Source organism: Pandoraea norimbergensis (genome assembly GCF_001465545.3).
Taxonomy (GTDB): domain Bacteria; phylum Pseudomonadota; class Gammaproteobacteria; order Burkholderiales; family Burkholderiaceae; genus Pandoraea; species Pandoraea norimbergensis.
The window spans coordinates 1577860-1601677 of record NZ_CP013480.3; the positions used below are offsets into that span (position 1 = coordinate 1577860).

20 protein-coding genes, 1 pseudogene and 1 riboswitch are annotated in these 23818 nt (G+C 64.0%); of the genes and pseudogenes, 10 read left to right on the forward strand and 11 right to left on the reverse strand.

All coding sequences use genetic code 11. The features are described 5' to 3' along the window. Positions 1–218: 218 nt before the first annotated feature. From AT302_RS07165 to AT302_RS07175, 3 genes are read right to left on the reverse strand one after another with little or no spacing between them, the layout of a single operon-like run. Entirely contained in the window at positions 219–1604 is a 1386-nt protein-coding gene (locus AT302_RS07165) for an amidase (protein WP_058377835.1), read from the reverse strand. A gap of 2 nt (positions 1605–1606) precedes the next feature. Next, on the reverse strand, positions 1607–2308 hold the full coding sequence (locus AT302_RS07170; RefSeq protein ID WP_084656072.1) for a GntR family transcriptional regulator: 702 nt from the start codon (positions 2306–2308) through the stop codon (positions 1607–1609). A gap of 14 nt (positions 2309–2322) precedes the next feature. Next, positions 2323–3030 carry a DUF2848 domain-containing protein gene (locus AT302_RS07175; protein WP_058377836.1) on the reverse strand — a complete coding sequence of 236 codons (708 nt, stop codon included), beginning with the start codon at positions 3028–3030 and terminating at the stop codon, positions 2323–2325. 479 nt (positions 3031–3509) lie between these two features. Between AT302_RS07175 and AT302_RS07180 the strand changes: the two genes are divergently transcribed. Further along, positions 3510–5309 carry a cation:proton antiporter gene (locus tag AT302_RS07180; RefSeq protein ID WP_058377837.1) on the forward strand — a complete coding sequence of 600 codons (1800 nt, stop codon included), beginning with the start codon at positions 3510–3512 and terminating at the stop codon, positions 5307–5309. Positions 5310–5503: 194 nt separating this feature from the next. Here AT302_RS07180 and AT302_RS07185 read toward each other — a convergent pair whose 3' ends face one another. The 3 genes from AT302_RS07185 to AT302_RS07195 all read right to left on the reverse strand — a co-directional run bounded on the left by AT302_RS07185 (position 5504) and on the right by AT302_RS07195 (position 7741). Then, on the reverse strand, positions 5504–6103 hold the full coding sequence (locus tag AT302_RS07185) for a PaaI family thioesterase (protein WP_084656073.1): 600 nt from the start codon (positions 6101–6103) through the stop codon (positions 5504–5506). 154 nt (positions 6104–6257) lie between these two features. Continuing rightward, positions 6258–6986: a 3,4-dihydroxy-2-butanone-4-phosphate synthase gene (gene ribB / locus AT302_RS07190; protein WP_058377838.1), complete on the reverse strand. Its 729-nt coding sequence runs from the start codon at positions 6984–6986 to the stop codon at positions 6258–6260. A gap of 96 nt (positions 6987–7082) precedes the next feature. Continuing rightward, positions 7083–7260: riboswitch (FMN riboswitch) on the reverse strand. Positions 7261–7543: 283 nt separating this feature from the next. After that, on the reverse strand, positions 7544–7741 hold the full coding sequence (locus AT302_RS07195) for a heavy-metal-associated domain-containing protein (protein ID WP_058377839.1): 198 nt from the start codon (positions 7739–7741) through the stop codon (positions 7544–7546). Between the two features lie 383 nt (positions 7742–8124). Between AT302_RS07195 and AT302_RS07200 the strand changes: the two genes are divergently transcribed. The 5 genes and pseudogenes from AT302_RS07200 to AT302_RS07215 all read left to right on the forward strand — a co-directional run bounded on the left by AT302_RS07200 (position 8125) and on the right by AT302_RS07215 (position 15552). Then, positions 8125–10743, forward strand: a complete 2619-nt coding sequence (locus AT302_RS07200; RefSeq protein WP_084656074.1) for a heavy metal translocating P-type ATPase — start codon at positions 8125–8127, stop codon at positions 10741–10743. 126 nt (positions 10744–10869) lie between these two features. Beyond that, complete coding sequence (locus AT302_RS07205) at positions 10870–11691, forward strand: endonuclease/exonuclease/phosphatase family protein (RefSeq protein WP_064675050.1); 822 nt, start codon at positions 10870–10872, stop codon at positions 11689–11691. A gap of 7 nt (positions 11692–11698) precedes the next feature. Continuing rightward, positions 11699–12079, forward strand: a pseudogene (gene cueR, locus AT302_RS28070) (Cu(I)-responsive transcriptional regulator); the annotation flags it as partial. 529 nt (positions 12080–12608) lie between these two features. Beyond that, positions 12609–12749: a DUF3563 family protein gene (locus AT302_RS27510; protein ID WP_087686702.1), complete on the forward strand. Its 141-nt coding sequence runs from the start codon at positions 12609–12611 to the stop codon at positions 12747–12749. 550 nt (positions 12750–13299) lie between these two features. Next, positions 13300–15552 (forward strand): TonB-dependent receptor, encoded by a 2253-nt coding sequence (locus tag AT302_RS07215; protein ID WP_084656075.1) that lies wholly within the window; start codon positions 13300–13302, stop codon positions 15550–15552. 117 nt (positions 15553–15669) lie between these two features. Here the strand turns inward: AT302_RS07215 and AT302_RS27840 are convergent, their stop codons facing one another. From AT302_RS27840 to AT302_RS07235, 4 genes are all read right to left on the reverse strand, one after another. Continuing rightward, positions 15670–16215 (reverse strand): DUF995 domain-containing protein, encoded by a 546-nt coding sequence (locus AT302_RS27840; RefSeq protein ID WP_167365785.1) that lies wholly within the window; start codon positions 16213–16215, stop codon positions 15670–15672. A gap of 265 nt (positions 16216–16480) precedes the next feature. Next, positions 16481–17143: a DUF799 domain-containing protein gene (locus AT302_RS07225; protein ID WP_058377841.1), complete on the reverse strand. Its 663-nt coding sequence runs from the start codon at positions 17141–17143 to the stop codon at positions 16481–16483. Next, a complete protein-coding gene (locus AT302_RS07230) occupies positions 17140–17538 on the reverse strand; it encodes a DUF4810 domain-containing protein (RefSeq protein ID WP_058380170.1) in 399 nt (132 codons plus the stop codon). The genes AT302_RS07225 and AT302_RS07230 overlap by 4 nt, the downstream gene beginning before the upstream one ends. Before the next feature lie 128 nt (positions 17539–17666). Beyond that, positions 17667–18317 (reverse strand): CsgG/HfaB family protein, encoded by a 651-nt coding sequence (locus tag AT302_RS07235; protein WP_058380171.1) that lies wholly within the window; start codon positions 18315–18317, stop codon positions 17667–17669. 283 nt (positions 18318–18600) lie between these two features. On the opposite strand from AT302_RS07235, the gene AT302_RS07240 reads away from it, so the two are divergent. After that, complete coding sequence (locus AT302_RS07240; protein ID WP_058377842.1) at positions 18601–19077, forward strand: nuclear transport factor 2 family protein; 477 nt, start codon at positions 18601–18603, stop codon at positions 19075–19077. A gap of 132 nt (positions 19078–19209) precedes the next feature. Here the strand turns inward: AT302_RS07240 and AT302_RS07245 are convergent, their stop codons facing one another. Beyond that, positions 19210–20520 (reverse strand): Nramp family divalent metal transporter, encoded by a 1311-nt coding sequence (locus AT302_RS07245; protein ID WP_058377843.1) that lies wholly within the window; start codon positions 20518–20520, stop codon positions 19210–19212. Between the two features lie 135 nt (positions 20521–20655). Here AT302_RS07245 and AT302_RS07250 point away from each other — a divergent pair, with 135 nt between their 5' ends. The 3 genes from AT302_RS07250 (at position 20656) to AT302_RS07260 (ending at position 23800) form a co-directional block, all read left to right on the forward strand. After that, the gene (locus tag AT302_RS07250) at positions 20656–21042 is read left to right on the forward strand and encodes a hypothetical protein (protein WP_058377844.1); all 387 of its coding nucleotides are present in this window, start codon (positions 20656–20658) and stop codon (positions 21040–21042) included. A 210-nt stretch (positions 21043–21252) separates the two neighbouring features. After that, entirely contained in the window at positions 21253–22206 is a 954-nt protein-coding gene (locus AT302_RS27845) for a hypothetical protein (RefSeq protein WP_058377845.1), read from the forward strand. Beyond that, positions 22136–23800: a Y-family DNA polymerase gene (locus AT302_RS07260; RefSeq protein ID WP_058377846.1), complete on the forward strand. Its 1665-nt coding sequence runs from the start codon at positions 22136–22138 to the stop codon at positions 23798–23800. The genes AT302_RS27845 and AT302_RS07260 overlap by 71 nt, the downstream gene beginning before the upstream one ends. Positions 23801–23818 lie beyond the last annotated feature (18 nt).

The window sequence follows — 23818 nt, forward strand, 5'->3', positions numbered from 1 at the left end:
GCTGATGCCCGTAAACCCCCGTATGACGCGGGCGCCGGGCACATGGGCTGGCATTGTAACCCCGCGTCGATTCGCGCGTGAGACGAAAAAATACGGAACTTTCCGCCCAAAAATCAGACGTTTGCGCTCCCCGGAGAGCTATCAGAACTCACAGGGTGCCTGAAGCCGGTGGCGACGAACCGGACGGGACGTCACCACCGCGACCGCCAGCCGCTGGTTCAGCCGCCCAGTCCTGCCGCGCGCAACGTGTGCTCGATGGCCCGGCCGACCGGGAACAGGCGCGCATCGTCGCCCGCTGCGCCGCTCACCATCAGGCCGATGGGCGCTTCGCCAGCCGCCTGACACGGCAGCGAAAACGCGCAGCCGTCGATCATGTTGATGGCCGTGGGGTTGCGCAGCACCAGCGCATTGGTGGCCGTGAAGGCCTCGTCGCTGGCTTCCAGCGGGGCGATCGCCGGCGGCGTGAGCGGCACGGTCGGGCACAGCACTGCGTCGAAGCTCTGCCAAACGGGATTTGCTGCCCCGATGAGCGCGGCTCGCGCTTCGATCAGGTCGATATAGTCGGCCGCCCCGGCAGGCTCGCCCTTGCGGATGCGTACGAGCACTCGCGGGTCGTACCCGTCGGCGCGTTCGGCCAGCAGCTTGCGATGCCACGCGAACGCTTCAATCGGCGAGAAGCCGAAGCGGTTGATCGCGGGCAAGTTCTCGAAGGGGGCGAATTTGAATTCGACGAGCGTCGCGCCGGCCTTGGCCAAGGCGGCGAGTGCACGTTCATAAATAGCGATGGCGGCGGGCTCCGCGCCATCGAGCACGTAGTTCGTCAGCACGCCAAACCGCATGCCCTTGAGCGAGCGCAGCGGCGCAGGCGTTTCAATCACCGGTTGACCGGACAGAATGGCATCGACCCACGCGCAGCAATCGACCGAGCGGCCGATCGGGCCCACTGAATCCAACGTGGTCGAGAGCGGCACGGCGCCGTCGCGCGGTGTGCGCGAGGCGGTCGGCTTGAAGCCGGTCAGGCCGCAAAATGCCGACGGAATACGGATCGAGCCGCCCGTGTCGGTGCCCAGCCCCACGGCGGCCATACCGTCCGCCACCGATGCAGCGGCGCCCGAGGACGAGCCCCCGGCCACGTGGCCCGTCTCGCGCTGCCACGGCGAGCGCGGATGGCCGTAATGCGGGTTGAGGCCCAGTCCGGAAAACGCGAACTCGGTCATGTTGGTGCGACCGACGATGACGGCCCCGGCCTGACGCAGGCGCGCCACGGCGGGGGCGTCGCGCGTTGCCGGTGCGGCGTCGGCCAGCACGGTAGACCCGGCGCGCGTGACTTGTCCCGCCACGTCGAACAGGTCCTTGACGGACACCGGCAAGCCCATCAGCGGCGACAGGCGCACACCGGCGCGACGCAGGGCGTCCAGACCGTCGGCGGCGGCGCGCGCAGCGTCAGCGTCCACCTGCGTGAAGACGACGTTGCCTTGACCCGCCGGATCGGCGATGCGCGAGAGCGCTTGCTCGGTCAGGGCGCGGCTGGTGGTGCGGCCGCTGTCGAGTGCGGCGGCCAGGTCGGACAGGGGGCGTTTCAGATCGATGGCGTCGTGGCTCATGTTCAGATCGCTTTCAGAATATGGGTGCGGAATTCTTCGATATGCCGGGCAATTGCCCGGCGGGCGCGCTCGGCGTCGTGTGCCGCCAAGGCTTCATAAAGTTCGAGATGCTCGTCAAACACGCCTTCCAGATGGCTCGGCGTGGACAGTGCGAGAAACCAGAAGCGCAGCGAGCGCTCGTGCAGGCCGCGCAGCAACTCGGCCAGCGTCTGGTTGCGCGAAGCGCGCGAGATCGCCAGATGGAAGTCGCGGTCGATGGCCATCATGACGGCCACGTCGCGTGCCGCGATGGCCTCGCGCGAGCGCGCCAGCACGGCTTTGATGGCCGCGAGGTCGTCGGGTGTCGCCGCGCGGGCGGCCAGTTCGACGCAGTAGGTCTCGTTGATCATGCGCACGTCGATGATTTCGAGCGCGTCGTTGAGCGAGACCGGCGCCACCATCGCGCCTTTGCGCGGCAGGATCACGAGCAAGCCTTCGAGCGCCAGACGATGCATCGCCTGATGCACCGGCGTGCGCCCGAGCCCTGTCGACTGCATCAGTTGGGCCTCATTGAGCGTTTCGCCCGGGCGCAGCCGCAAGGTGATGATGTCGTGCTTGATTGCCTCGTAGGCGCGCTCGGTAAGACTGCGGCCATCGGCGGGCGCAGCGGTGCGAGCGGAGGCCACAGGGGCGGGGGCGGAAGCGTCGGGCGTGTCGTTGAGCATCGAATCGGGGGAGATCAGTCGGCGATGGCCAGCGCCTGCGTGGCGTAGCGATGCCGGATAGCGCGGCCGAGCACCGGGTCGCGCAGTTCGATTTCGAACACGTCGCCTCCGGCGACGCCGCCGATGGCAGCGAGTGTGCCACAGAACATCGCAGCACCAGCAGGCAAGCCGTCCGGGCCCAGTTTTGCCATCAATTCCTGCGGCGAGAGCAGGCTGGCCACCGTGCCTTCCTGATACAGATGCCGGGCACCGTCGCGCGTGACCCACGAACGAAGTTCCAGTTGATCCCAGTGACCTGCCACGTCGGCAAAACGCCACGCCTCGCGCGCAACCGGCTTGCCGCAGATCTGTTTCGACACCGTCACGCCGTACGCCTCGACTTTGCGGTCGGTGTGGTCGGAGCCCACGCTCACCAGCAAACCGGCGTCGCTCTGCACGAGCACGCACTCGGCTTCGCCGCTGCTGGTCTGGCCGACCACGTCGATGGCGTCGTCCTGCGACAGCAAGGCCGGGGCCAGCCGGTAGAAGCACGGCGTGGTCGACGGACGGCGCACCCCGAGGGCAGCCAATTCGGCGATGTGATGCTCGACCGCGTCACGGTCGCGCCCGGCCCAGCCGGCAATGATCAGCGTATCGACACATGCGGTGACGGGCACCTTGGCGGCCACGGAGGCGTCGCCCTGTGACACCGCAAGCACCGCAAACGACAAACGGGAACTCATGAAAACGCACTCCTGTGAAATTCGATTGATATTGTTGTGATATTTCACAGTGCGACGCGACAAAACGCAAGTAAAAAAATTTCATCGGAAGGGGCGATTCGCAGGAATTTTGGGGAATTTTTTGTGAAGAGCCCCGTCAATCATGGGTTGCGCGCGTCTCCGCCCATCGCGTATATTGATTCGGCGCGCGCGGGTTGTATCGCGGTCGCACTGTGCCTTGCGGACATTCCCCCTGCGTTGGACCTCCAGCGCCGGGTATCCGAATGAGGCGCATGCAAGACCGATCGCCCGGCGGCAAGCCCGCGCCAGGGGCGACACGCGCAACGTCTATCAAGCCGGCAGGGTCTCAGCCGGCTTCCCACCTTTATCAAGCATCACGCCTTGTGTTGGCGCGGCGGCCTTCGGGTTGCGGCGCGGCGTTTGGCGTGACATCAAGAACAGCAATACCGGCGTAACACGCCGCGGGGAGAACGTATCGGATGCATCACGCCATCGACTTCATTCAGGACCTGGCCGTCATCATGCTGCTTGCCGGCATCGTGACGGTCATCTTCAACCGGTTCCGGCAACCGGTCGTGCTCGGCTACATCGTGGCGGGCGTGATCATCGGCCCGTACACACCGCCGTTTGCCCTCATACATGACGAGAAGACGATCGGCATTCTGGCCGAACTCGGGGTCGTGTTCCTGATGTTCTCGCTGGGGCTGGAATTCAGCTTGCGCAAGCTCGCACGCGTGGGTGTGACCGCGTTCGTGGCGGCGCTGACCGAGATCGTGTTGATGCTCTGGATCGGCTACGAGATCGGCCGCTTCTTCGGCTGGAAGGCGATGGACTCGATTTTCCTCGGGGCCATGCTGGCGATTTCGTCGACCACCATCATCGTCAAGGCACTCGACGAACTCGGCATGAAGAAAGAGCGCTTCGCACAGCTCATCTTCGGTGTGCTGATCGTGGAAGACGTGCTGGCCATCGGCATGATCGCGCTGCTCTCGGGCATTGCCATCAGCGGCTCGGTCGATGCGGGCGAAGCCACGTTCACGCTGGGCAAGCTGCTGCTGTTCATGGTCGTGTCGCTCGTGGTGGGCATCTTGCTCGTACCGCGCATTCTCGGCTACGTGGCGAAGTTCAAGAGCGACGAGATGTTGCTCGTGGTGGTACTCGGCCTGTGCTTCGGCTTCTGTCTGCTGGTTATTCAGATGGGCTACAGCGTGGCACTCGGTGCGTTTCTCATCGGCGCGATCATGGCCGAAGCGCGAGAGTTGCACACCATCGAGCGGCTGGTCGCGCCACTGCGCGACATGTTCAGTGCGATCTTCTTCGTGACCATCGGGCTGCTGCTCGATCCCCATGTGCTCAGCACGTACATCGTGCCGATTCTGGTGATTACGGTGGCAGTGGTGGTCGGCAAGATCGTGTCGTGCGGGCTCGGGGCGTTCATGTCGGGGCAGGATGGCAGAACCTCGATGCGGGTGGGCATGGGCCTGTCGCAGATCGGTGAGTTCTCGTTCATCATCGCGTCGCTGGGGCTGTCGCTGAAGGTGACGAGCGACTTTCTGTATCCGATTGCCGTGGCGGTGTCGGTCATCACGACGCTGCTCACGCCGTACCTGATTCGTGGCGCCGATCCGTTCACGGGCTGGCTCGGCCGTGTGATGCCGGGGCGTCTGTCGTATGTGCTCGGGCAATACACGCAGTGGCTGCAAAGCATTCAACTGACGGGCGACAGCGCGGCCATCGTGGGCATCGTGCGACGCATTGTGGTCAGCGTGGCGATCAATCTGGCGCTGGTGGTGACGATTTTCCTCGGCGGCGCGTTCTTCTACCGCCGTCTGGCGGAATTGATGTCGCCGTGGGTGCGCGATCCGAGTCTGCAAAGCGCGGTGGTCTGGGGCGGTGCGCTCGTGGTGTCGCTGCCGTTCCTGATTGCGGTGTATCGCAAGCTCAAGTCGCTCTCGCTGCTGCTTGTCGAGTTGTCGGTGCCGCCGAGCCTGACGGGACGCTATACGCTGCAAGTGCGTCGCGTGGTCGCCGAGATTCTGCCGATCGCGGCAATGGTCGGCGTGATTCTGCTGGTGGCGGCGCTCTCGGCGAGCATTCTGCCGTCGACCGAGATGATCGTGCTGATCGTTGCGGGGACGGTGGTGCTGGCCGTGGTCATGCGAAGCTGGTTTGTGCGCATGCACGCCAAGCTGCAAATCGCGCTCAAGGAAACCATGGAGCACCAGCCGGAAAGCGATCACGGTGGCGGCCCGCAGGGCGGTGGTGGTGGTTCGCACTGAGTTGCACGGATTGAAGTGACTGACGGCGCGAAGGATGTTGCGCCGTAGTCGCCTATAAAAAAAGCCCGCCGGAGCATGGTCTCCGGCGGGCTTTTTTGTTCCGTGCCCTGACGTAATCCGCGTATTACGCCTCGCGCCGCTCGCCCCTTCGATCTCGCGGGCTTACGACCTCTCGACCTCTCGACCTCGCGGCCTTATCCCTTGCGCGGCGGGAAGTCGAAGACTAGGCAAGTCGTGGTCGCGTGTGCGTAGAGCGTGCCGTCCGGTCCGACGATACGGGCTTCGGCAATCCCGACCTGACGCCCGACCTGAATCACTTTGCCTTCGGCGCGCACCAGCGGCACGTCACGCGTGAGCGCGCGCACCATATTCGTCTTGAGTTCGAGCGTGGTGTAGCTGCGCCCGGCGGGCAACGTCGAATGGATGGCACATCCAACGGCGGAATCCAACAGCGTGGCGAACCAGCCGCCGTGGATCGAGCCGAGCGGGTTGTAGTAGGGAAGCGCCGGTTTGCCCTGAAAGATCGCGTGACCATCGGCGATATCGATGGCGATGAACCCGAGCGTTTCGCTGATCGGCGGCATCGGCAGCTTGCCGTCGAACATCGCCTGAAAAATCTCGTTGCCTGACAGGCCGATGACGTCCGATGGGTTCGCCACGCCATAGCGAGCTGCGCCATCGCGCTCGACCCGTGCACGCACGGCGGCTTCGTCGGCTTGCCACTGGGCAAGCACCGCAGCAGCATCGGGTTTGTCGGATTTGACGGATTTGAGGGTGGGGGCACTCTGCGTCATGACGTCTTCCTCGTAACTTTTATGATGATAGGCATGTCAGGCGATTATAGAAGCGGTTTCGCATGACCGTGTATCACGGCGTTAGAGGGAAATGTCGACGGGGCCAGTGTGGGTATCGCATCCCGGAGAGCGTGCGATACCCATCTCGGCGTGCTTACGCTGCTTGCGCCTGATCGCGGCGGTACGTCGCCAGTTCGTCGATCGTGAGGATCGGCAGGTTGTGCAATTCGGCAAAGCGCTCGATCTCGGCGCCACGCGTCATGGTGCCGTCCGGGTTCATGAGTTCGCACAACACGGCGGCTGGCTTCAGGCCGGCGAGCATCGCCAGATCGACCGAACCTTCCGTGTGGCCGCGGCGCGTCAGCACGCCGCCCGGCTGCGCACGCAGCGGAAAGACATGACCGGGGCGTGACAGATCCGACGGCTTGGCGTCGTCGGCAATGGCGGTGCGAATGGTGGTCACGCGGTCAACGGCAGAGACGCCGGTCGTCACGCCCTGACGTGCTTCGATCGTTACCGTGAATGCGGTGCCGTAACGGCTCTGGTTCTGGTCGACCATGGGCGGCAGATCGAGACGGCGCAGGGTTTCGTCGGGCAGGCAGAGGCAGACGATGCCGCTGCACTCGCGAATCAGCATGGCCATGGTGGCGGGCGTGATCTTCTCGGCAGCGATGATCAGATCGGCTTCGTTCTCGCGGTCGAGATCGTCCATGAGAATGACGGGACGGCCCTCGCGCATCGCTTCGAGCGACGCGGCAAGGCGCACTTCGACCGGCGGCAGATTGGCGAACGCGGGGTAGGCCAACAGGTTGTCGTCCGCGTTGGCGGCGGTGGCTGTCGAAGCTTGCGGTACGGCTTGGGTGTTGCTGGTATTGACGGACATGAAACGCTCCTCGCGTAAATGGATCGGGCGAAAAACGTTTCAGGGCATGCGAACGGACGTCACCATGGGACGGCATCCCATGGAGCGCGGGTATCGACGCATCTTCTCTCATCCGGACTATGACCGTCGGCTCTGGCTTCGCACCAGATCTGCTGACCCTGCCTGTGTTGCGAAAGCAACGGTGGCAAGCGCTCGCGGGCTCATGAGCGTGCAGCGCGAACTGCACCTCTCACATACCGCCGGTGGGGACTTTCACCCCGCCCTGAAGACGTGTATGCCAAGGACGCAGCGTGTCATGAATGCCATGAGTGCCCCAAAGGGCGGCGACTGCATCTTCAGCGAGACAAAGCGTAGCACAAGGTGCGGGAAGTCTGCTCGGGAGGCAGCGTTGGCGGCAGGGGAATGCGGGGGCGGTAATTGCGTGTCCGGGGGCAGTTGTGAGGTGCGGTGCTGCGCGGGGAATGTGGGGGAACGACGATGCGGAGGACGTGGGTGGAAGTCCGGGGAGCGGGGCGTCCGTGAGGCGGGCCCGCCTCACGGTTCTCCGGCCGCCGTGCTTAGTTGGTGCTCTTGACCGTATAGCCGGCGTCGGCGATGGCTGCCGTCACTTCTGCCGGGGAGAGGCGGCTGTCGACATCGACACGGCCTGCGCCCAGATCCACATTGACCTTCGCGGCAGCGTCACGCTCGGTGATGGCACGCGTGACGGCCTTGACGCAATGACCGCAGCTCATTCCTTCGACTTGTACTTGCATGATGTACTCCTTGAGTAACTGACCAACAGGTTCGAGGTTGGGGGAGCCCGGAGGCTTTCGTAACTTCGGTTTCCCTCTCGACGTGAAGCGATCATAGACCTTCCTATAACGGGAAGCTCAAGCGATTTTTCAGCCTATTCGTGTGACGCGTCAGACGCGGCCCAAACCCGGGTGGTTCCGGTGGCGTTATGGTGATGGCTTGTCTTGCGATGGGTTTGCGTTCTCGCCGTCGGCCCGCCGATGCCCGGCAATCGCTCGCCAGAGGATGGCCAGCGGCCGCCGAGGCATTATGTCGCGGCGAGTTGCCGCAATACGCTTGACCTTCCTGTCATGGCAAGGTCTATGCTTCGACACATGATGACAGTGCTCATGGAGGCGCTCAAATGACTCAGAACTGGTCGGTCGGCATCGAAGGCATGACCTGCGCTTCGTGCGTGACGCGTGTCGAGAAGGCATTGCGGCGCCTCCCCGGCGTCGCCAACGCGACGGTCAATCTCGCCACGGAGACGGCGGCGGTGGAGGCATCGCCGGACGTGACGCCGTCGGCATTGCTGGGCGCCGTGGAGCATGCGGTGAGCGACGCCGGCTATCAAGTTGCGGAGCAATCGTTCGAGTTGGCCATCGGCGGCATGACCTGCGCGTCGTGTGTCGGACGTGTCGAAAAAGCGTTGCGTGCGGTGCCCGGCGTGGTGGAGGCGAGCGTTAATCTGGCGACGGAGAAGGCCACGGTGCGCGGCGTTCGCGGCGCGGTGGATGCGGCCGTACTCACGGCTGCCGTGCAGAAGGCAGGCTACGAAGCGACGCCGGTCACTGACCCGGCGGCCGAGGCGGCCTCGCATGAGGGCCCGGCGTGGTGGCCGGTTGCCGTAGCGGCGGTGCTGTCGTTGCCGTTGTTGTTGCCGATGCTGCTCGAACCGTTCGGGGTGCATCTGATGCCGCCGTCGTGGGTGCAATTTCTGCTCGCCACGCCGGTGCAGTTCTGGCTTGGCGCCCGGTTTTATCGCGCGGGTTACAAGGCCGTACGGGCCGGCAGCGGCAACATGGATCTGCTCGTCGCGCTGGGGACGACGGCCGCTTATGGCTTGAGTCTGTACGAATGGTGGCGCGCGCCCGAGGGCAGCATGCCACATCTGTATTTCGAGGCGGCGGCGGTCGTCATCACATTGGTGCTGCTCGGCAAGTGGCTTGAGGCGCGCGCCAAGCGCCGTACGGTCGAGGCGATCCGCGCGCTGGCGGCGCTGCGTCCGGAGACGGCGCGTGTGCTGCGAGACCCGCATGGCGCGGCCAATGAAGTGAGCGTGCCGCTCGGTCAGGTGGTCGTCGGCGATTGGGTCATCGTGCGTGCCGGTGAACGGTTGCCCGTCGACGGCGTGATTCGCGACGGCGCGAGTCAGCTCGATGAGTCCTTGTTGACCGGCGAGCCGTTGCCGATCGACAAGGCGGCAGGCGACACCGTCGTCGGCGGTTCGATCAACGGCGCGGGGACATTGCGTGTCGAAACGACGGCCGTGGGTGCCGATAGCGCGCTCGCTCGCATCATTCGCATGGTCGAAGACGCGCAGGCGGGCAAGGCGCCGATTCAGCGTGCCGTCGACCGGGTGGCCGCCGTGTTCGTGCCGGTGGTCGTAGTGATCGCACTCATCACGCTGGTGGCAGGCTGGGCCTTGGGAATCGGGTTCGAAGCCGCCATGCTCAATGCAGTGGCAGTGCTGGTGATTGCTTGCCCGTGTGCGCTGGGGCTGGCGACACCCGCCGCGATCATGGTGGGCACGGGAGCCGCCGCGCGGCAGGGCATTCTGATCAAGGATGCCGAGGCACTTGAACTGGCGCATCGCGTGAGCGTCGTCGCCTTCGACAAGACGGGCACGCTGACCGAAGGCAAGCCACGTCTGGTGGCCTACTTGCCCGCACCGGGTGTGGAAGCCCAAACGCTGCTGCGCTGGACAGCGGCCGTGCAGTCGGGAAGTTCGCATCCGTTGGCGAAGGCTGTGATCTCGGCCGCTGACGAGGCCGGTCTCGCGGCTAATGTGCCGGTCGCGAGCGACATTGCGGCGTTGCCGGGACGTGGCATGCGCGCTCGCGTTACCGAGTCGGGTGTCGTGCACGCGCTGCAATTGGGCAATGCACGGTTGCTCGACGAACTGCATGTGTCGCAAGGCGAATTGGCGCAGGAGGCCGCACGGCTGGCCAGCGAAGGGCGCACGGTGTCGTGGCTGGTGGATATGGGGCGCGATGTCGGTGGCAACGTGGGTGGCATCGGCGATGGCGAGGCTCAGGCAAGTGCCGATGCGAACGGTATCGAATCTCCCCGGTTGCTGGGTTTGCTGGCCTTCGGCGACACCGTCAAGGCCTCGGCGCGAGAGGCAGTCGAACGGCTGCACGCATTGGGCGTGCGCACGGTGATGGTGACGGGCGACAACGCTGGCAGTGCCAATGCGGTAGCGGCGGCGCTGGGGCTCGACGAGGTGCACGCCGATGTGTTGCCTGAGCATAAGGCGCAAGTCATAACGCAACTCAAGCGCGACGGCGCGGTCGTAGCGATGGTCGGCGACGGTATCAACGACGCCCCGGCACTCGCGGCAGCCGATGTCGGCATCGCCATGGGGTCCGGTACCGACGTCGCGATGCAGACCGCCGGTATTACGCTCATGCGTGGCGACCCGCTGCGGGTTGCCGACGCCATCGACGTGTCGCGCCGCACATGGTCGAAGATCCGGCAAAACCTGTTCTGGGCGTTCGCGTACAACGTGGTCGGCATCCCGCTGGCCGCCTTCGGGTTGTTGAGTCCGGTAATCGCCGGGGCGGCGATGGCACTCAGCAGCGTGAGCGTCGTGAGTAACGCGCTGTTGCTGCGCCGCTGGCGTCCGGCGAATAGCACGATCGGGGCGGGTGGAGCGGGCGCAGCGACGGCGGTTGCGGGCGTGGGAGAGAACGGAGCGCCGGGGCAAGCTGCCCGGGCGGCGCCGGGCGATTTGCCCGGGCACACGCCGAACGGCGCATAATGAATCGATCAGGGGCGACGCACTGGGGGATCACGCCCGATGCGGCGCCCAGATCTCAACGTGACTTGAAATTCGCCGAAAGCGACCTCATCTGCTTGATATCGTCTGTCTTCCGGCGTCAGGTCCATGCTGCCGAATATGAATAGTCTGCATATCGCGAGTTACAACATCCACAAGGGCTTTTCCGCATTCAACCGTCTGCGGGTCCATGAGTTGCGCGCCGGGCTGGAAGGGCTCGCGCCGGATCTCGTGTTCTTGCAGGAGGTGCAGGGCATGCACCAGCGCCATGCCTCGCGCCACAGCAACTGGCCGATACAGCCGCAGCACGAGTTTCTGGCGGGCGGCATCTGGCGCGACCACGCTTATGGGCGCAACGTGGTGTACGAGCACGGACACCACGGCAATGCCATTCTGAGCCGCTATCCGATCGTCAGATCGGACAATCACGACATCACCACCTATAGTTTTGAAAAGCGCGGCATGTTGCACTGTGAAATCGCGGTGCCGGGCTTGCGGCAGCCGTTGCATTGTCTTTGTGTGCATTTGTCGTTGGCCGGGCCCGGACGCCGCCGGCAGTTCGACATGCTGGCAGAGCGCGTGGCAGACGGCATTCCGGCGGATGCGCCGCTGATCATTGCCGGCGATTTCAATGACTGGAGCAATCAGGCGGACCGGCTGCTCGCAGAGAAACTGGCGCTGACCGAAGTATTTCAGAACCGGGTGGGGCGTCCCGCCCGTAGTTTTCCGAGCGGCTTGCCGCTTTTACGACTTGACCGCATTTACGCACGCGGCTTTGATATCGAAGGGGCGGAGGTGTTGCATGGCCGCCCCTGGTCGAGAATCTCCGATCATTCGCCCATCAGCGCCCGGCTTATGCCGTCGGACGATGAGAAAGCGTCAATGAATGGTGCTTCCACCCCGCCGTTCAACCCTCGATCCCCCCTGTGAGGCAGCTATGAACATCGGACAAGCGGCGCAGGCCAGCGGCGTGACGGCCAAGATGATCCGGTACTACGAAAGTATCGGCCTGATGCCCCCGAGCCCGCGCTCCGACGCCGGTTATCGGCGTTATGGCGAGCAGGATCTGCACCTGCTGCGTTTCATTCGTCAGTCGCGGCGGCTGGGCTTCGGCATCGATCAGATACGCCAGTTGCTCGCGCTCTGGCAGGACCGTGGGCGCTCCAGCGCGCAGGTCAAGGCGCTCGCGCAGTCGCATGTCGACGAGCTCAATCAACGTATTGGGGAATTGGTCGCCATGCGCGACACGCTCTCGCATCTGGCCGTGCACTGCCATGGCGACGATCGTCCCGACTGCCCGATTCTCGAGGGCATTGCCGCAGCCACCTTACCGACGCCTTCCAGCGCATCGGCAGCATCGACGCCGGTGACGGCATCGGCCGGAGGCGCTAGTGCGGTGGCATCCACGGCGGGCGCAGCGAATGTGCCGGTGCAGCAAGCGGCGGCGACAGGGGGCGCCGCCGGGGCACCGTCAGGGACATCGGGCAAAGACGGGGACGCTCAGGCGTGCCACGTGCCACAGGGCTAAGCCGGTCGGCGCGGCGCTGCCAAGCGCTTGCGCATCGTCTCAGATCACCCATGATGCGCCGCAACAGCGGCGCTTTTTTTGATCTGTTGTTTTTTGACCGGCATCCCGCGACGCACTGCCGCAGGCGATTTTGTAGATCTCTGAAAATTTCTATCTATATGATTGTTAAGATATTTATTTGGAATTGACTGGATTCGAAGTGACGCTCTAGCAGAATTTGTGTGGTTTTCACATATCGGGGCTAACCCTTTACGGGAAAACCCTATATAATGCGAAGCACTGCTGCGATGCAGCACACTAAATGAATTGGAGAAACGTCATGTTTGCCGCCCTGTTTGAAGTCGTGAACACTTGGTTTGAAACTGCTGAACGCCGTCGTCGTGAATCGTTCCTGGCTGAGTCGAAGGACATCATTGAGCTGGAACAACGTATCCGCGCGCTCGAAACCGCCGGTTACTAAGTAGTTAAGCAGCCAATAAGCCGCTAAAAAGTAGTTGTAAGTCCCCCGGACGAACGGTCGTCGCTGGCGCAATCAGGCTGGTCGATCGTCACATTGGGCGATTCCCGTCATCGTTGTGATGACGTGCGACAGCGCCCCAGCCGTGAGTCCGGATGCCATGTCCTCGTAGTTCCGGACTGGCACACGCAATAGCCCGCCAATTGGCGGGCTTTGTCGTTTACGGCCGAAACGTCAGAAGTTACCAACGCATCCCGCTCAACGGTCCGGTGAGCATTTTCATCGTTATCCACCGAAACACGCGTATTGCCTGACCTCCCATAAATAACAGGCTCACTGAGTTGTATTTGAGTAATTGATAACAGTAATGATTCTCATTAAACTTCAGGCGAGCTGAGCTGTCGCGTAGGAGGTGTTGTCGCGAGGGCTGGCTCCAAGACGTCGGTGTTGTCGGCGGCAGCGCGCTTTGTCGTACGAAGCCCGCCGCCGGCGAAACGCTTCCAGTCCCGGATGGCCTCGCTTGCCGGGACGTATTCTTCAAGCCGTACCCCTCATGTCTGACTCCACCAGTTTGTCTCTGCCGACGCGTGTTGCACGCGGTCGTGCTTTTGCGTCCGCCGCTGCCGGTGCACGCTATCCGGTGCTGCGCCCGACGGTCGCCGCTGTCGCGCTCGCCTTCGGTTCGCTCGTGTTCTCGGCGGGTGCTGTCGCACAATCTGCGACGCCCAATGCCGCCGCACAGAACGACGTGGCGCTACCCGCCGTCACGGTGCAGGGTGCCCGCGAGGCATCGCCGAACGATCCGCCGCCCGCGTATGTCGGCGGTCAGGTGGCGCGAGGCATGAGCTTTGGCGTGCTGGGGAATCAGAACAATCTCGATGTGCCGTTCAGCATGAGTGCGTACACATCGAAGATGATCGAGGACCAGCAGGCCCGTACGTTGGCCGACGTGCTGGATAACGATCCGTCGGTGCGCATGTCGCGGGGCTTCGGCAACTTCGCGCAGACCTTCGTGATCCGGGGCTTCACGCTCGCCGGTGACGATATTTCGCTCAATGGTCTCTACGGCATCACGCCGCGTCAGTTGGTCTCGACCGAAGCGCTTGAGCGCGTGGAGTTGTTCAAAGGTGCCAACGCGTTTCTGAACGGCGCGTCGCCGGGTGGCTCGTCCATCGGTGGCGGCGTGAATCTGCAACTCAAGCGTGCGGAAGACACACCGCTCACGCGCGTGACGGTCGACACCAGCGGGTCAGGCGAGCTGGGCGCCCATGTGGACGTCGGCCGCCGCTTCGGCAGTGAAGGCCAGTTCGGCATTCGCGTGAATCAGGCCGTGCGCGATGGCGAGACGTCCGTTGACCGCGAGCATTCCAACTCGAATACCACCGCCGTGGCGCTCGACTGGCGCGGCGACAAAGTGCGCGTGTCGGCCGATTTCCTGTATCAAAAGGAACACATCGGTTCGGGCCGTGCGCTCTACAACTTCACGGGCAACGTGTTGCCCGCGCCCCCGGCCGCCACGTCGAACTACGCCCAGTCGTGGAGCTACACCACGCTGGAAGACAACGTCGGTATCGTGCGTGCCGAGTACGACTTCCTGCCGAACTGGACCGCGTACATCACCGGTGGCGTGCGTCACACCAACGAGAACGGCGAGTACTCGAACCCGACGTGGAAAGGCTCACCGAGCACGATTACCGCCACGCGCCTGAACGCACCGCACCAGGAAGACGCGCTCTCAGGCGAAGTCGGCGTGCGCGGGCGTTTCAGCACCGGGCCGGTATCGCATTTCGTAACCGCTGGCGTGTCGGGCACGCGCCTCGATTCGCAGTCGGCCTACACGTATGCGGGCGCATTCTCGACGAACTTCGTCAACCCGCCGCAGGTGCCGTATCCGGCCACCACGCTCAAGGGCGGCAACCTCGACGATCCGCAGACCACGGCACTCACGTTGCTGCGTAGCGTGGCGGTCTCCGATACGGTGGGCTTCTTTAACGACCGCGTGCTGGCGACGGTCGGCGTGCGTCATCAGTCCATCGGCGTGAACAACTACGGCTACACCGGTGTGCAGACGCTGGCGTACAACGACTCGATCACCACGCCGGTGTTCGGTCTGGTGTTCAAGCCGTGGCAGAACGTGGCCTTCTTTGCCAACCGCAGCGAAGGGCTGGCGGCAGGCTCGACGGCGCCGCAGGGCACCAACAACTATGGCCAGTCGCTGCCGCCGTACCGCTCGAAGCAGTACGAATTCGGCGCGAAGTACGACACTGCGCGTTTTGGCGCATCGGTGGCGTTCTACCAGATCGAAAAGCCGTCGGCGTACACCAACGCGGCCAATTTCTATGTGGCCGATGGGTCGGAGCGCCATCGCGGTGTCGAAGCCTCGGTGTACGGCAGCCCGGTCAAGGACGTGCGCGTGATTGCCGGTGTCTCGTACATCGATGGCGAGTTGCTCAACCAGTCGAGCGCGGCCACCAATGGCAATCGTCCGGTGGGCGTGCCCACGTTCCAGTACAACCTCGGTGCGGAATACGACGTGCCTTGGGTGCCGGGCCTCACGCTCAATGCCCGCTGGATTCATACGGGCCGTGAGTACGCCAACATTGCGAACAGCGCGTCGATTCCGGCATGGGACCGCTTCGATCTGGGGGCGCGGTACGCCATGCAGATCTACGGCAAGCCGACGACGTTCCGCGTGAGCGTACTCAACGTGACGAACAAGGCTTACTGGTCGAGCGTGTCGTCGAGCAACTACCTGACGCTGGGCGCACCGCGCACGTTCCTGATGTCGATGACGACGGACTTCTGAGTTGACCGTCGTGTTGCCCCCTCTGCCACACTGACGACGGAAAACGCAGTCGACGCAGTCGCGCCCCGGCGCTGTTCGCAGCCCCGGGGCGTTTTATCGTCTGGCGGTCGCGTTTGGTCACTTCTCGATGCTGAACTCCGTGGCCATGGCCGCACCGTTGGCGAGCGACGGCACGCCGTAATACTTGTCGCCCACCTTGAACATGAACCGGCACCAGTTCTCCGTCAGGGAGCGCCACTCCAGATTCACACAGTAAGAGCCGTTGTCGTTGACCGACCACGTACCGGTGGCATGAGCGGTCTGCACAGTGCGGGTGGTGGAGCCGATGCCGCCTTTGTTATCCGTGGTGGCGTTGAGCGAGCCGTCGGTCTCGTTGACCCACTTGCGCGTGCTGCCGTTATTGAGCAGGTTGGTGATGTGCGCGCCCGGCATCAGCGAACGCAAGTCGTCGACGGAGAGTTGCTGCCCGTTGGCTTGCTTGATGTCGGACAAGTGCATCGGGTCGGCGTGTGCGACGGACGACAGGGCGCAAAAGCAGAGCGCGGCGAATGAGCCGAATGCACCGAGCGTAAGGGGAGTAAGGAGAGAAAGGGAAGAAAGGGAAGTGCGGGGAAGGTGACGGAAGCGGAAGAGGCTGATGAAGCGAGTGGTGAGGCTGAACATGGTGACTCCCGGACGAAGCCTGAGCACGACGCCTGCGCACACAAACACACGCGTAAGCGTGTATCGACGGCGGTGTATGACGTACGGCAAATGGCGTCTTGCGATGCATTCCCGCGCTTGGGTGCGCGGTGTGGCTATCGGTCCGGGTAGTGCGTGTAATGCGTAATCACTATAGGCGCTGGCAGGCGTGAGCCCAATCCGGCGCAACCCGGGGACGGCACAGTTCGCACCACCCCGGGGCAAAACAAACGAGCGCCAGACGTGTTTAGTCCGTGCCGTATTTCGGCGAACGCGGGCCGTAGAGCATGCCATTCGGACGACCTGCCGAAAGCAGCCGTGCGTTGGCCGTGCCGGCGACAGAATAGCCGGCATTGGTCACGCTGTTGATGACTTGCTTGAGCGCTGCCGTGACCAGCATGCCGATCAACCCACCACCGCTGCTGTTGCCGCCTTCGTTGTTGGACGCCGACGCGGTGCCGCTCCACAACTTGGCCCCCGTGCGCAGATCGACGAGTTCTGCCGATGCCGTGACCACCGTTGCGCTGTCGAGCACCATGTACTTGGTGCCGTACTGCGAAATCTTGATGTAGAGCGCCGCGTCGGCGCCGAAGATTTCATGCAGCTTGGCGGGGCTCACCTGATGAATGTCACCGGCGACCGTCAGGCCATTCTGGCGAAACGATTCGTCGACGAGCGTCACTGGCAGCACGTAGTAACCGGCTTCGGCCAGCGGCAGTGTCACTTGCGAGAGCACGCTGTAGGTGGCGTCGATGTCGGGCGACTCGTTCAGCGGCGGCAACACCACGATCGACTTCGGCTTGCTCTGCTTGAAGGCGGTGTAGTCGTACTTGGCCTGATTTACTGCGCAACCGGTCATGAGGGCAGCCAGTGCGGCGACCGTCATCCATTTGAAAACACGGGCGATCATTGCTTCACCTCTGCGGTCTTGGGCGTTTGGGAGGTCTTGGGCGTCTTGTCCTTGAGCAGGAAGTCGATGTAGCCGGCCGACTCAGGGAACAACTGCTTCTCGGTCTGGAATTCCTCGACCATCTTGTCGGACTTGCCGACCGAGGCGTAGAGCAGGCCAAGGTGCGCGTGATAGCCCGGCGGCGCAGCGTTGTTGGCGGCCTTGATCTTCTCGAGGTCGCGCTCCAGCGCAATGATCTGCGCTTCCTTCGATTCGCCTTTGAAGTATTCGTAGACCTGCGGCTGATAGCCTTCCCAGTCGTACAGGGGCTTCGGCGCGGTGGCGCAGCCGGTGAGTACGGCGCCACCGAGGGCGGCGGCCATGGCGGCGCGCCCGAATGAGAACTTGCGTTGCATGGTGATGGAGTCCTGATGAACGTGTCTGCGTGCGGTGTCACAAGACGCGCCGGCTTGCACGTGGCGTGCGAAGCCGGCGTCGTCAGTGACAACGCCGGTGACATGCTGCAAATGGAATGGGGGCTGGCTTACTTGCCGGGCTTCCAGGCGCCGCTTTCGATGCCGGTCACCAGGTTGTTCACGGCTTCGCGCATGGCCAGGTCGAGGACCTTGCCGTTGAGCGTCGAGTCGTAGCCTGCCGTGCCGCCGAAGCCGATGACTTCGCGATTGGACAGCGCGTATTCGCCCGCACCGCCGCTCGAGTAGACGACTTCCGAGGTGGCGATATCCACCACGTTCAGGTTCACCTTGGCGTACGCAATCTGTTCGCGGCCACGGCCGAGAATGCCGAAGAGCTGCTTGTCGCCCACTTCCTTGCGGCCGAACTCCACGACGTCGCCGGTGATCACGTAGTCGGCGCCCTTGAGCTTCTGCTGCGTCTTCTTGATGTCGGCTTCCTGACGGATCTCGGCCATGTTGTCGCGGTCGAGCACGTTGAAGCGGTTGGTCTGTTGCAGATGCGTGATCAGAATCGTCTTGGCCTGACTGCCGAGGCGATCGACGTTATCGGAAAAGACACCACGCATGTAGGCGGAGCGGTTGTCGAACTTGCCCACGGCGATCGGCGTACGCACGCCGACAAACGGACGGCTGGCGCTTTCGACCTTGGCAACTTCAACGGAGCGCGAGCTTTCGGTGGCGCAACCGCCGAGGACGCCGACGGCGAGCATGGCGGCCATGGCGATGCCCGGCAGCGCGATGCTGAACTTCTTGTTTTGCACGGTGATACCCCTGTAGATGTCTTGGCGCCCGGCAGGCGGTGCGCAATGCACACTCGCGGCGGGCGCTGATTTCCTGGTTCGCTGGCTTCCTTACCGACTTCTGCTTTTTTATAAAACTGCATTGGTAAGGGGTGCTGATCTTAGCATGCAGATTTGGGGTGTTGGGGGGTGACGAGCATCGCTGTTCTCTTGGCGATACACTCGCACCACCCGTGTTCCTATTTTCGAAAGGAGCGTTGCCATGGCAGACAGTGAAGCCCGTCCTCCGTTTCCGCCGTTCACCCGCGAGACGGCCATTCAGAAAGTGCGCATGGCCGAAGACGGCTGGAATTCGCGCGACCCGGCGCGCGTAGCGTTGGCATATACCGCCGACAGCCGCTGGCGCAACCGTGCGGAATTTCCGCGAGGGCGTGACCAGATCGTCGAGTTCCTGACGCGCAAGTGGCAGCGCGAGCTGGACTACCGGCTCATCAAGGAGTTGTGGGCGTTTACCGAGAACCGGATTGCCGTGCGCTTCGCCTATGAGTGGCGGGACGATTCCGGTAATTGGTTTCGCTCTTACGGCAACGAGAATTGGGCGTTCGATGCGCAGGGGCTGATGGCCGAGCGCCACGCGAGCATCAACGACACCCGCATCGCCGAGCACGAGCGGTTGTATCGCTGGCCGCTCGGCCGCCGTCCCGACGATCACCCCGGGTTGAGCGATCTCGGCTTATAGGTGTCAGGCCTGCTTAGGATTTTTTAGCCTCTTCAGGTTGGGCACGGTTTAGGCGTCCACCCAGAGATGGCGATGCGTTTATCGGCATAGGTACGCAACTATGTGTTTGCACGCCTGAGCCACGTCCTTCTCTCAATCCAACCCGACGATCAGCAGCAGGTTCGTCGCGGTAATCACGATAAACAGCGCCCACGCAACGACTTGCGTGGGCCGCCCGATCGTATTGCCCTGCATCACGCGCGGGTCGCTGACCGAGCGGATGAGCGGCCACATCGCAAACGGCAATTGCAGACTGAGCAGCACCTGACTCCACACGAGCAATTTGCCGACGGACCCATCGCCTAGCCACAGCACACCGATCAACGCGGGAATGAGGGCGAGTCCGCGCGTGATCAGACGTCGCTGATAGCAGGGGATCTTCATGTGCAGAAAGCCATCCATGATGACTTGTCCGGCGATCGTCCCGGTGAGCGTGGAGCTTTGGCCCGAGGCGAGCAGGGCAATGCCGAAGAGGAAGGCCGCCGCACTGCCCGCGATGGGCGTGATGAGCTGATAAGCCTGTTCGATGTCGGTGACGCTCGTCTGGCCGCTGGCGTGGAAGACCGAGCCCGCGAGGATGAGGATGGCGGCGTTCACGAACATGGCGATCACTAGCGACACCCACGTGTCGATGCGCACGAGCGCGAGCGTGTCGCGGAAGTCCCCGCGTTTGCCGCCGGCCACGCGTCGTGTCTGCACGATGGACGAGTGCAGGTAGAGGTTGTGCGGCATGATCGTGGCGCCCACGATACCGAGGGCCAGCACGATGGCATCGCGCCGGTCGTGGCTGGGCGCGCCGGGGACGAGTCCGGCGGCCACCGCGTGCCAGTCGGGCGGCACCATGGCCACTTGCGCGACGAAGCAGAACGCCATGGTGGCGATGAGCCCGAGCACGATGGCTTCGATCTGCCGGAAGCCTTTGCCTTGCAGGCCGAGCACGATCATCGTGTCGAATGCGGTGAGCACGATTCCCCACGCAATGGGCACGCCGAGCAGCAGTTTGAAGGCGAGAGCGCAGCCGAGGACTTCGGCGATATCGCAGGCGATGATCGAGACTTCCGCCGTGACCCATTGCACGATGCGTCCGGTGCGGCCGTAGCGTTCGTAACTGGCCTGAGCGAGATCGCGGCCGGCGACGAGGCCGAGCCGGGCCGCGAGCATCTGGAGAAAGATGGCGGCGATGCTCGACAGCGCGACGACCCAGAGCAACGAGTAGCCGAATTGCGAGCCTGCCTGAATATCGGTGGCCCAGTTGCCGGGGTCCATGTAGCCGATGGCGACGAGCAGGCCCGGCCCGGCAAACCGTTTGAGTTTGCGCCAGCGCGATTCGCTGGCGTCGATCACGATGCTGCCTTTGACTTCGGCGGGACAGAACGGCGCAGTGGCAGTGGTCGGCAATGGCATGAGGGGGAGGGCGAGAGCGCGCAATTGACGACGAGCATACCGGTACGCCGGTGTTGTGGCGACCCTCAGTATTTCGCTTGAGTGGCGCTGGCGTTTGCCAGAGAATGCTCAGTGCTCGAATAACGGGGGAACACAATGAGCAAGGTTACGGGATCGGTTGCGGTGAACGAAACAGGGTCGAAGCGCAAGCGTGCGCTTGGGATTTATGCGTTGGCACTCGTTGTCGGATGGCTGATTGCGGAAGCCATTCAAATGTTCACCGGCCGAAGATCGGAAATGCATGCGGTGCTGCCCTTTGGCTTGTTCTTTTTGTGGGCAACGCTCTTTGCCGGCGCGCTGTTCATCAATACGCTCGGTGTGCTCGGCAAGCTATTCGGCGGGGGCTGGGCTCGTCTCAAGGGAGATCGGTATTACGGGGAAGAAATTCCGCTCGTGAGCTGGTTGCGCGAACCGAGTGGGTTCTTCGCGATTGTCCTGCTCCTTACGCCGAACACTATCCTCTGGCTGAAGTCGGCCTTCTAGCCCTGGCCTGAGCCCGGTCGCATGCTTTGATTGACTGGCGTGCGCCTCGCGCGGCTGGCTGAAATTGCCGACTGAAGTTACCAACGAACCACAAAGCCCCGGCGCATCGGGGCTTTGTCGTTTTTATCGACGCCCCTTCAACACCCACACAGACACGCCAATAGCGTTCTACCTGCTATACTGTATATTCATACAGTATTTTGGTGTGTCATGACCCTGCCGCTCTCCTCTTTGCCCGCCGGGCTGTGGCGTGCCAGTGAACTGGCGCAATACCACCGTGCCGGCCAACCGACAGGCTTTGCCGCGCTCGACGCGGAGCTGCCCGGTGCCGGCTGGCCGCATGGTGCAGTGACCGAGTTACTGAGTGAGCGCCCGGGCATCGGTGAGTGGCGGCTGCTGGCACCTGCCCTGCGCGATCTCACGCAAGCGGGCCAGCCGGTGATGGTCATCGCGCCGCCAATGCTGCCGTATGCCCCGGCGCTGGCGGGGTGGGGCATCGATCTGCGCTGGTTGAGCGTGGTGACGCGCCCGGAGCGTAACGCGCCCCGTTCGGCACCGGCAACGCGAACGACCACACGAATGGCAGCAGGAACGACCACACGAACAGCAATACGAACGACAGCAGGAACGACAGTAGGAACGACGGCACGCGCGCGCGGTGTTCGCGCAGAAGATCGCGACATGCTCTGGTGTGCCGAGCAGGCACTCAAGAGCGCGTGCTGCGGGGCCGTGCTGGCATGGCTGCCGGCAGCGACGCCCGAGCAGATCCGGCGGCTTCAGGTCGCCGCGGGCGGGGGAGATGCACTCGCATGGGTCATGCGCCCACCGACGGCAGCGGCCACCGCGTCTGCCGCATCGCTACGGCTTGGGTTGAGCGTGGGCGAGGACAGCCGCCTCGGTGTGCAATTCCACAAACGCCGGGGGCCGCCGCGTACCGAGCCGCTCTGGCTGACATTGCCTGCGCCGTATGTGCGTGCGGAACACCCGACACAACCGGTGGCCGGGGACGATGCTGCCGTACCGTTGGCCCCGCGGCCAGCGCCTTCATCCGCACCCTCTGCGGTGCCTTCTGCCTCTGCTTCCGGAGTTTCGCATGGCTTGCTGGATCGCCCTGCACCTGCCATTTCTCGCGCTCGAGATCGCCTCCCCGCCAACGCGGGCTGACGTCGACACGACCGTCGTGCTCGCGCAGTCGCGCGTCTGGCAGGCGAGCGAGGCGGCGCAGGCAGCGGGCGTGCAACCCGGCATGCGTCGTGGGGGTGTCCTCGCGTTGTTGCCGCAAGCCCGATTTCACGAGCGCGACGAAGCCGCCGAGACCCTCGCGCTCGAAGCCTTGGCACTGGCGTTGTTGCGTTTCGGTCCTGATGTCGCGATCGCGTCGCACCAGTGCGTGCTGATCGACGTCGCGCCGAGCCTGCGTTTGTTCGGCGGTCTGGCGTCGTTGGCGGCACAGGTGCTCGATAGTGCCGATGCTCTCGGGCATCGCGCGTCGCTGGGTGTCGCGGCGACGGCCAGCGCAGCCGCATTGCTGGCACGTGTCGGCGACAGAGGGGATGCCCCGGTGTTCGCCGGGACGCTCCCCCCGTGTTTGCCACCACCGCTGGCGGCGCTGCCGCAGCAACTCGATCCGTTGTCCGTGGCGTTGCTGCACGAGGCGCAGCCGTGGCTCGACTGGCTGGCGCAGATCGGTTGCGCAACGCTGGGCGAATTGCGTGCTCTGCCCGCTAGCGGCATGCGACGCCGTTGCGGTGCGGCGTTGCCGGCGTCGCTTGCGCGGGCTTATGGCGAAACCCCTGAAGCCCCGGACTGGTATCGCGCGCCGCCGCACTTCGAGGCGGTGCTGCCGCTGCCGTCGCTCACACATGATGTGGAAGTCTTGCTGTTTGGCTTGCGCCGCCTGCTCGCACAACTCACTGGCTGGCTGACGGCCGGGCAACTGGCGACGCGTGCCCTCACGCTGGTGCTTGAGCATGAGCCGCTCGGGCGTCACACGCTTGAACCGACGCGTTTCGACATTCGGCTGGCCGAGGCGAGTGCGGCGCCGGCGCACCTGCTTTCGCTGTGCAAGGAACGATTGGCACGTTCGCCGCTGGTCGCGCCGGTGCTCACGTTGCGGCTGGATGTCACACAAACCGCAGCACACGTGCCACTAAGCGGCAGCCTGCTGCCCGAGCCGGGACGCGCCCGGCAGGATTTCGTACAACTGATCGAGCGCATGGCGGCGCGTTTGGGCGACGAGCACGTGCGACGGCTGCAAGTGCGTGGCGACCACCGGCCCGAAGCGGCGTTTGCGAGCGTGGCGTATGGCGCGGGCGGGGCCGCGACAGGGGCAGGTGGGGGCAGCGGGGCAGCAAAGACAGCCAAGACGGCAAAGCGCCCGGGCACCGGCAATGCCCGGGGAGACAGCGTGTTGACCGAGAACGTGGCGGCAGCGGGTTCGCGCGGCGAGATCCCGCTAGGCATCGCCCATGGAGAAGCGGCGGCACGCGCGGCGCGTGCGCCATTGCCGCCTCGCCCAGCGTGGTTGCTCGATGCGCCGCAGCGGCTCATGGTGCGCGACGAACGCCCGTGGCGGCAAGGGCCGTTGCAGTTGGTCAGTGGCCCCGAGCGTATCGAGGCGGGGTGGTGGGAGCCGGGTACGGTCACGCGCGACTACTTCATTGCGGCCGATACCACCGGGGCGTTGCTGTGGCTGTTTCGCGAGCGGCCCGTCCACGGGGCGGACGCCGCGTGGTATCTGCACGGCTTGTTCGGCTGAACGCGCCTGAGCGAGCCC

Coding starts and splice junctions, on each gene's coding strand:
- AT302_RS07240 (WP_058377842.1), top strand. CDS start 18,601: ATGGCAGACAGTGAAGCCCGTCCTCCGTTTCCGCCGTTCACCCGCGAG.
- AT302_RS07180 (WP_058377837.1), top strand. CDS start 3,510: ATGCATCACGCCATCGACTTCATTCAGGACCTGGCCGTCATCATGCTG.
- AT302_RS27510 (WP_087686702.1), top strand. CDS start 12,609: ATGTTTGCCGCCCTGTTTGAAGTCGTGAACACTTGGTTTGAAACTGCT.
- AT302_RS27845 (WP_058377845.1), top strand. CDS start 21,253: ATGACCCTGCCGCTCTCCTCTTTGCCCGCCGGGCTGTGGCGTGCCAGT.
- AT302_RS07185 (WP_084656073.1), bottom strand. CDS start 6,103: ATGACGCAGAGTGCCCCCACCCTCAAATCCGTCAAATCCGACAAACCC.
- AT302_RS07230 (WP_058380170.1), bottom strand. CDS start 17,538: ATGCAACGCAAGTTCTCATTCGGGCGCGCCGCCATGGCCGCCGCCCTC.
- AT302_RS27840 (WP_167365785.1), bottom strand. CDS start 16,215: ATGTTCAGCCTCACCACTCGCTTCATCAGCCTCTTCCGCTTCCGTCAC.
- AT302_RS07260 (WP_058377846.1), top strand. CDS start 22,136: ATGGCTTGCTGGATCGCCCTGCACCTGCCATTTCTCGCGCTCGAGATC.
- AT302_RS07225 (WP_058377841.1), bottom strand. CDS start 17,143: ATGATCGCCCGTGTTTTCAAATGGATGACGGTCGCCGCACTGGCTGCC.
- AT302_RS07250 (WP_058377844.1), top strand. CDS start 20,656: ATGAGCAAGGTTACGGGATCGGTTGCGGTGAACGAAACAGGGTCGAAG.
- AT302_RS07170 (WP_084656072.1), bottom strand. CDS start 2,308: ATGCTCAACGACACGCCCGACGCTTCCGCCCCCGCCCCTGTGGCCTCC.
- AT302_RS07200 (WP_084656074.1), top strand. CDS start 8,125: ATGACTCAGAACTGGTCGGTCGGCATCGAAGGCATGACCTGCGCTTCG.
- AT302_RS07235 (WP_058380171.1), bottom strand. CDS start 18,317: ATGGCCGCCATGCTCGCCGTCGGCGTCCTCGGCGGTTGCGCCACCGAA.
- AT302_RS07205 (WP_064675050.1), top strand. CDS start 10,870: ATGCTGCCGAATATGAATAGTCTGCATATCGCGAGTTACAACATCCAC.
- AT302_RS07175 (WP_058377836.1), bottom strand. CDS start 3,030: ATGAGTTCCCGTTTGTCGTTTGCGGTGCTTGCGGTGTCACAGGGCGAC.
- AT302_RS07245 (WP_058377843.1), bottom strand. CDS start 20,520: ATGCCATTGCCGACCACTGCCACTGCGCCGTTCTGTCCCGCCGAAGTC.
- AT302_RS07195 (WP_058377839.1), bottom strand. CDS start 7,741: ATGCAAGTACAAGTCGAAGGAATGAGCTGCGGTCATTGCGTCAAGGCC.
- AT302_RS07215 (WP_084656075.1), top strand. CDS start 13,300: ATGTCTGACTCCACCAGTTTGTCTCTGCCGACGCGTGTTGCACGCGGT.
- AT302_RS07165 (WP_058377835.1), bottom strand. CDS start 1,604: ATGAGCCACGACGCCATCGATCTGAAACGCCCCCTGTCCGACCTGGCC.
- ribB (WP_058377838.1), bottom strand. CDS start 6,986: ATGTCCGTCAATACCAGCAACACCCAAGCCGTACCGCAAGCTTCGACA.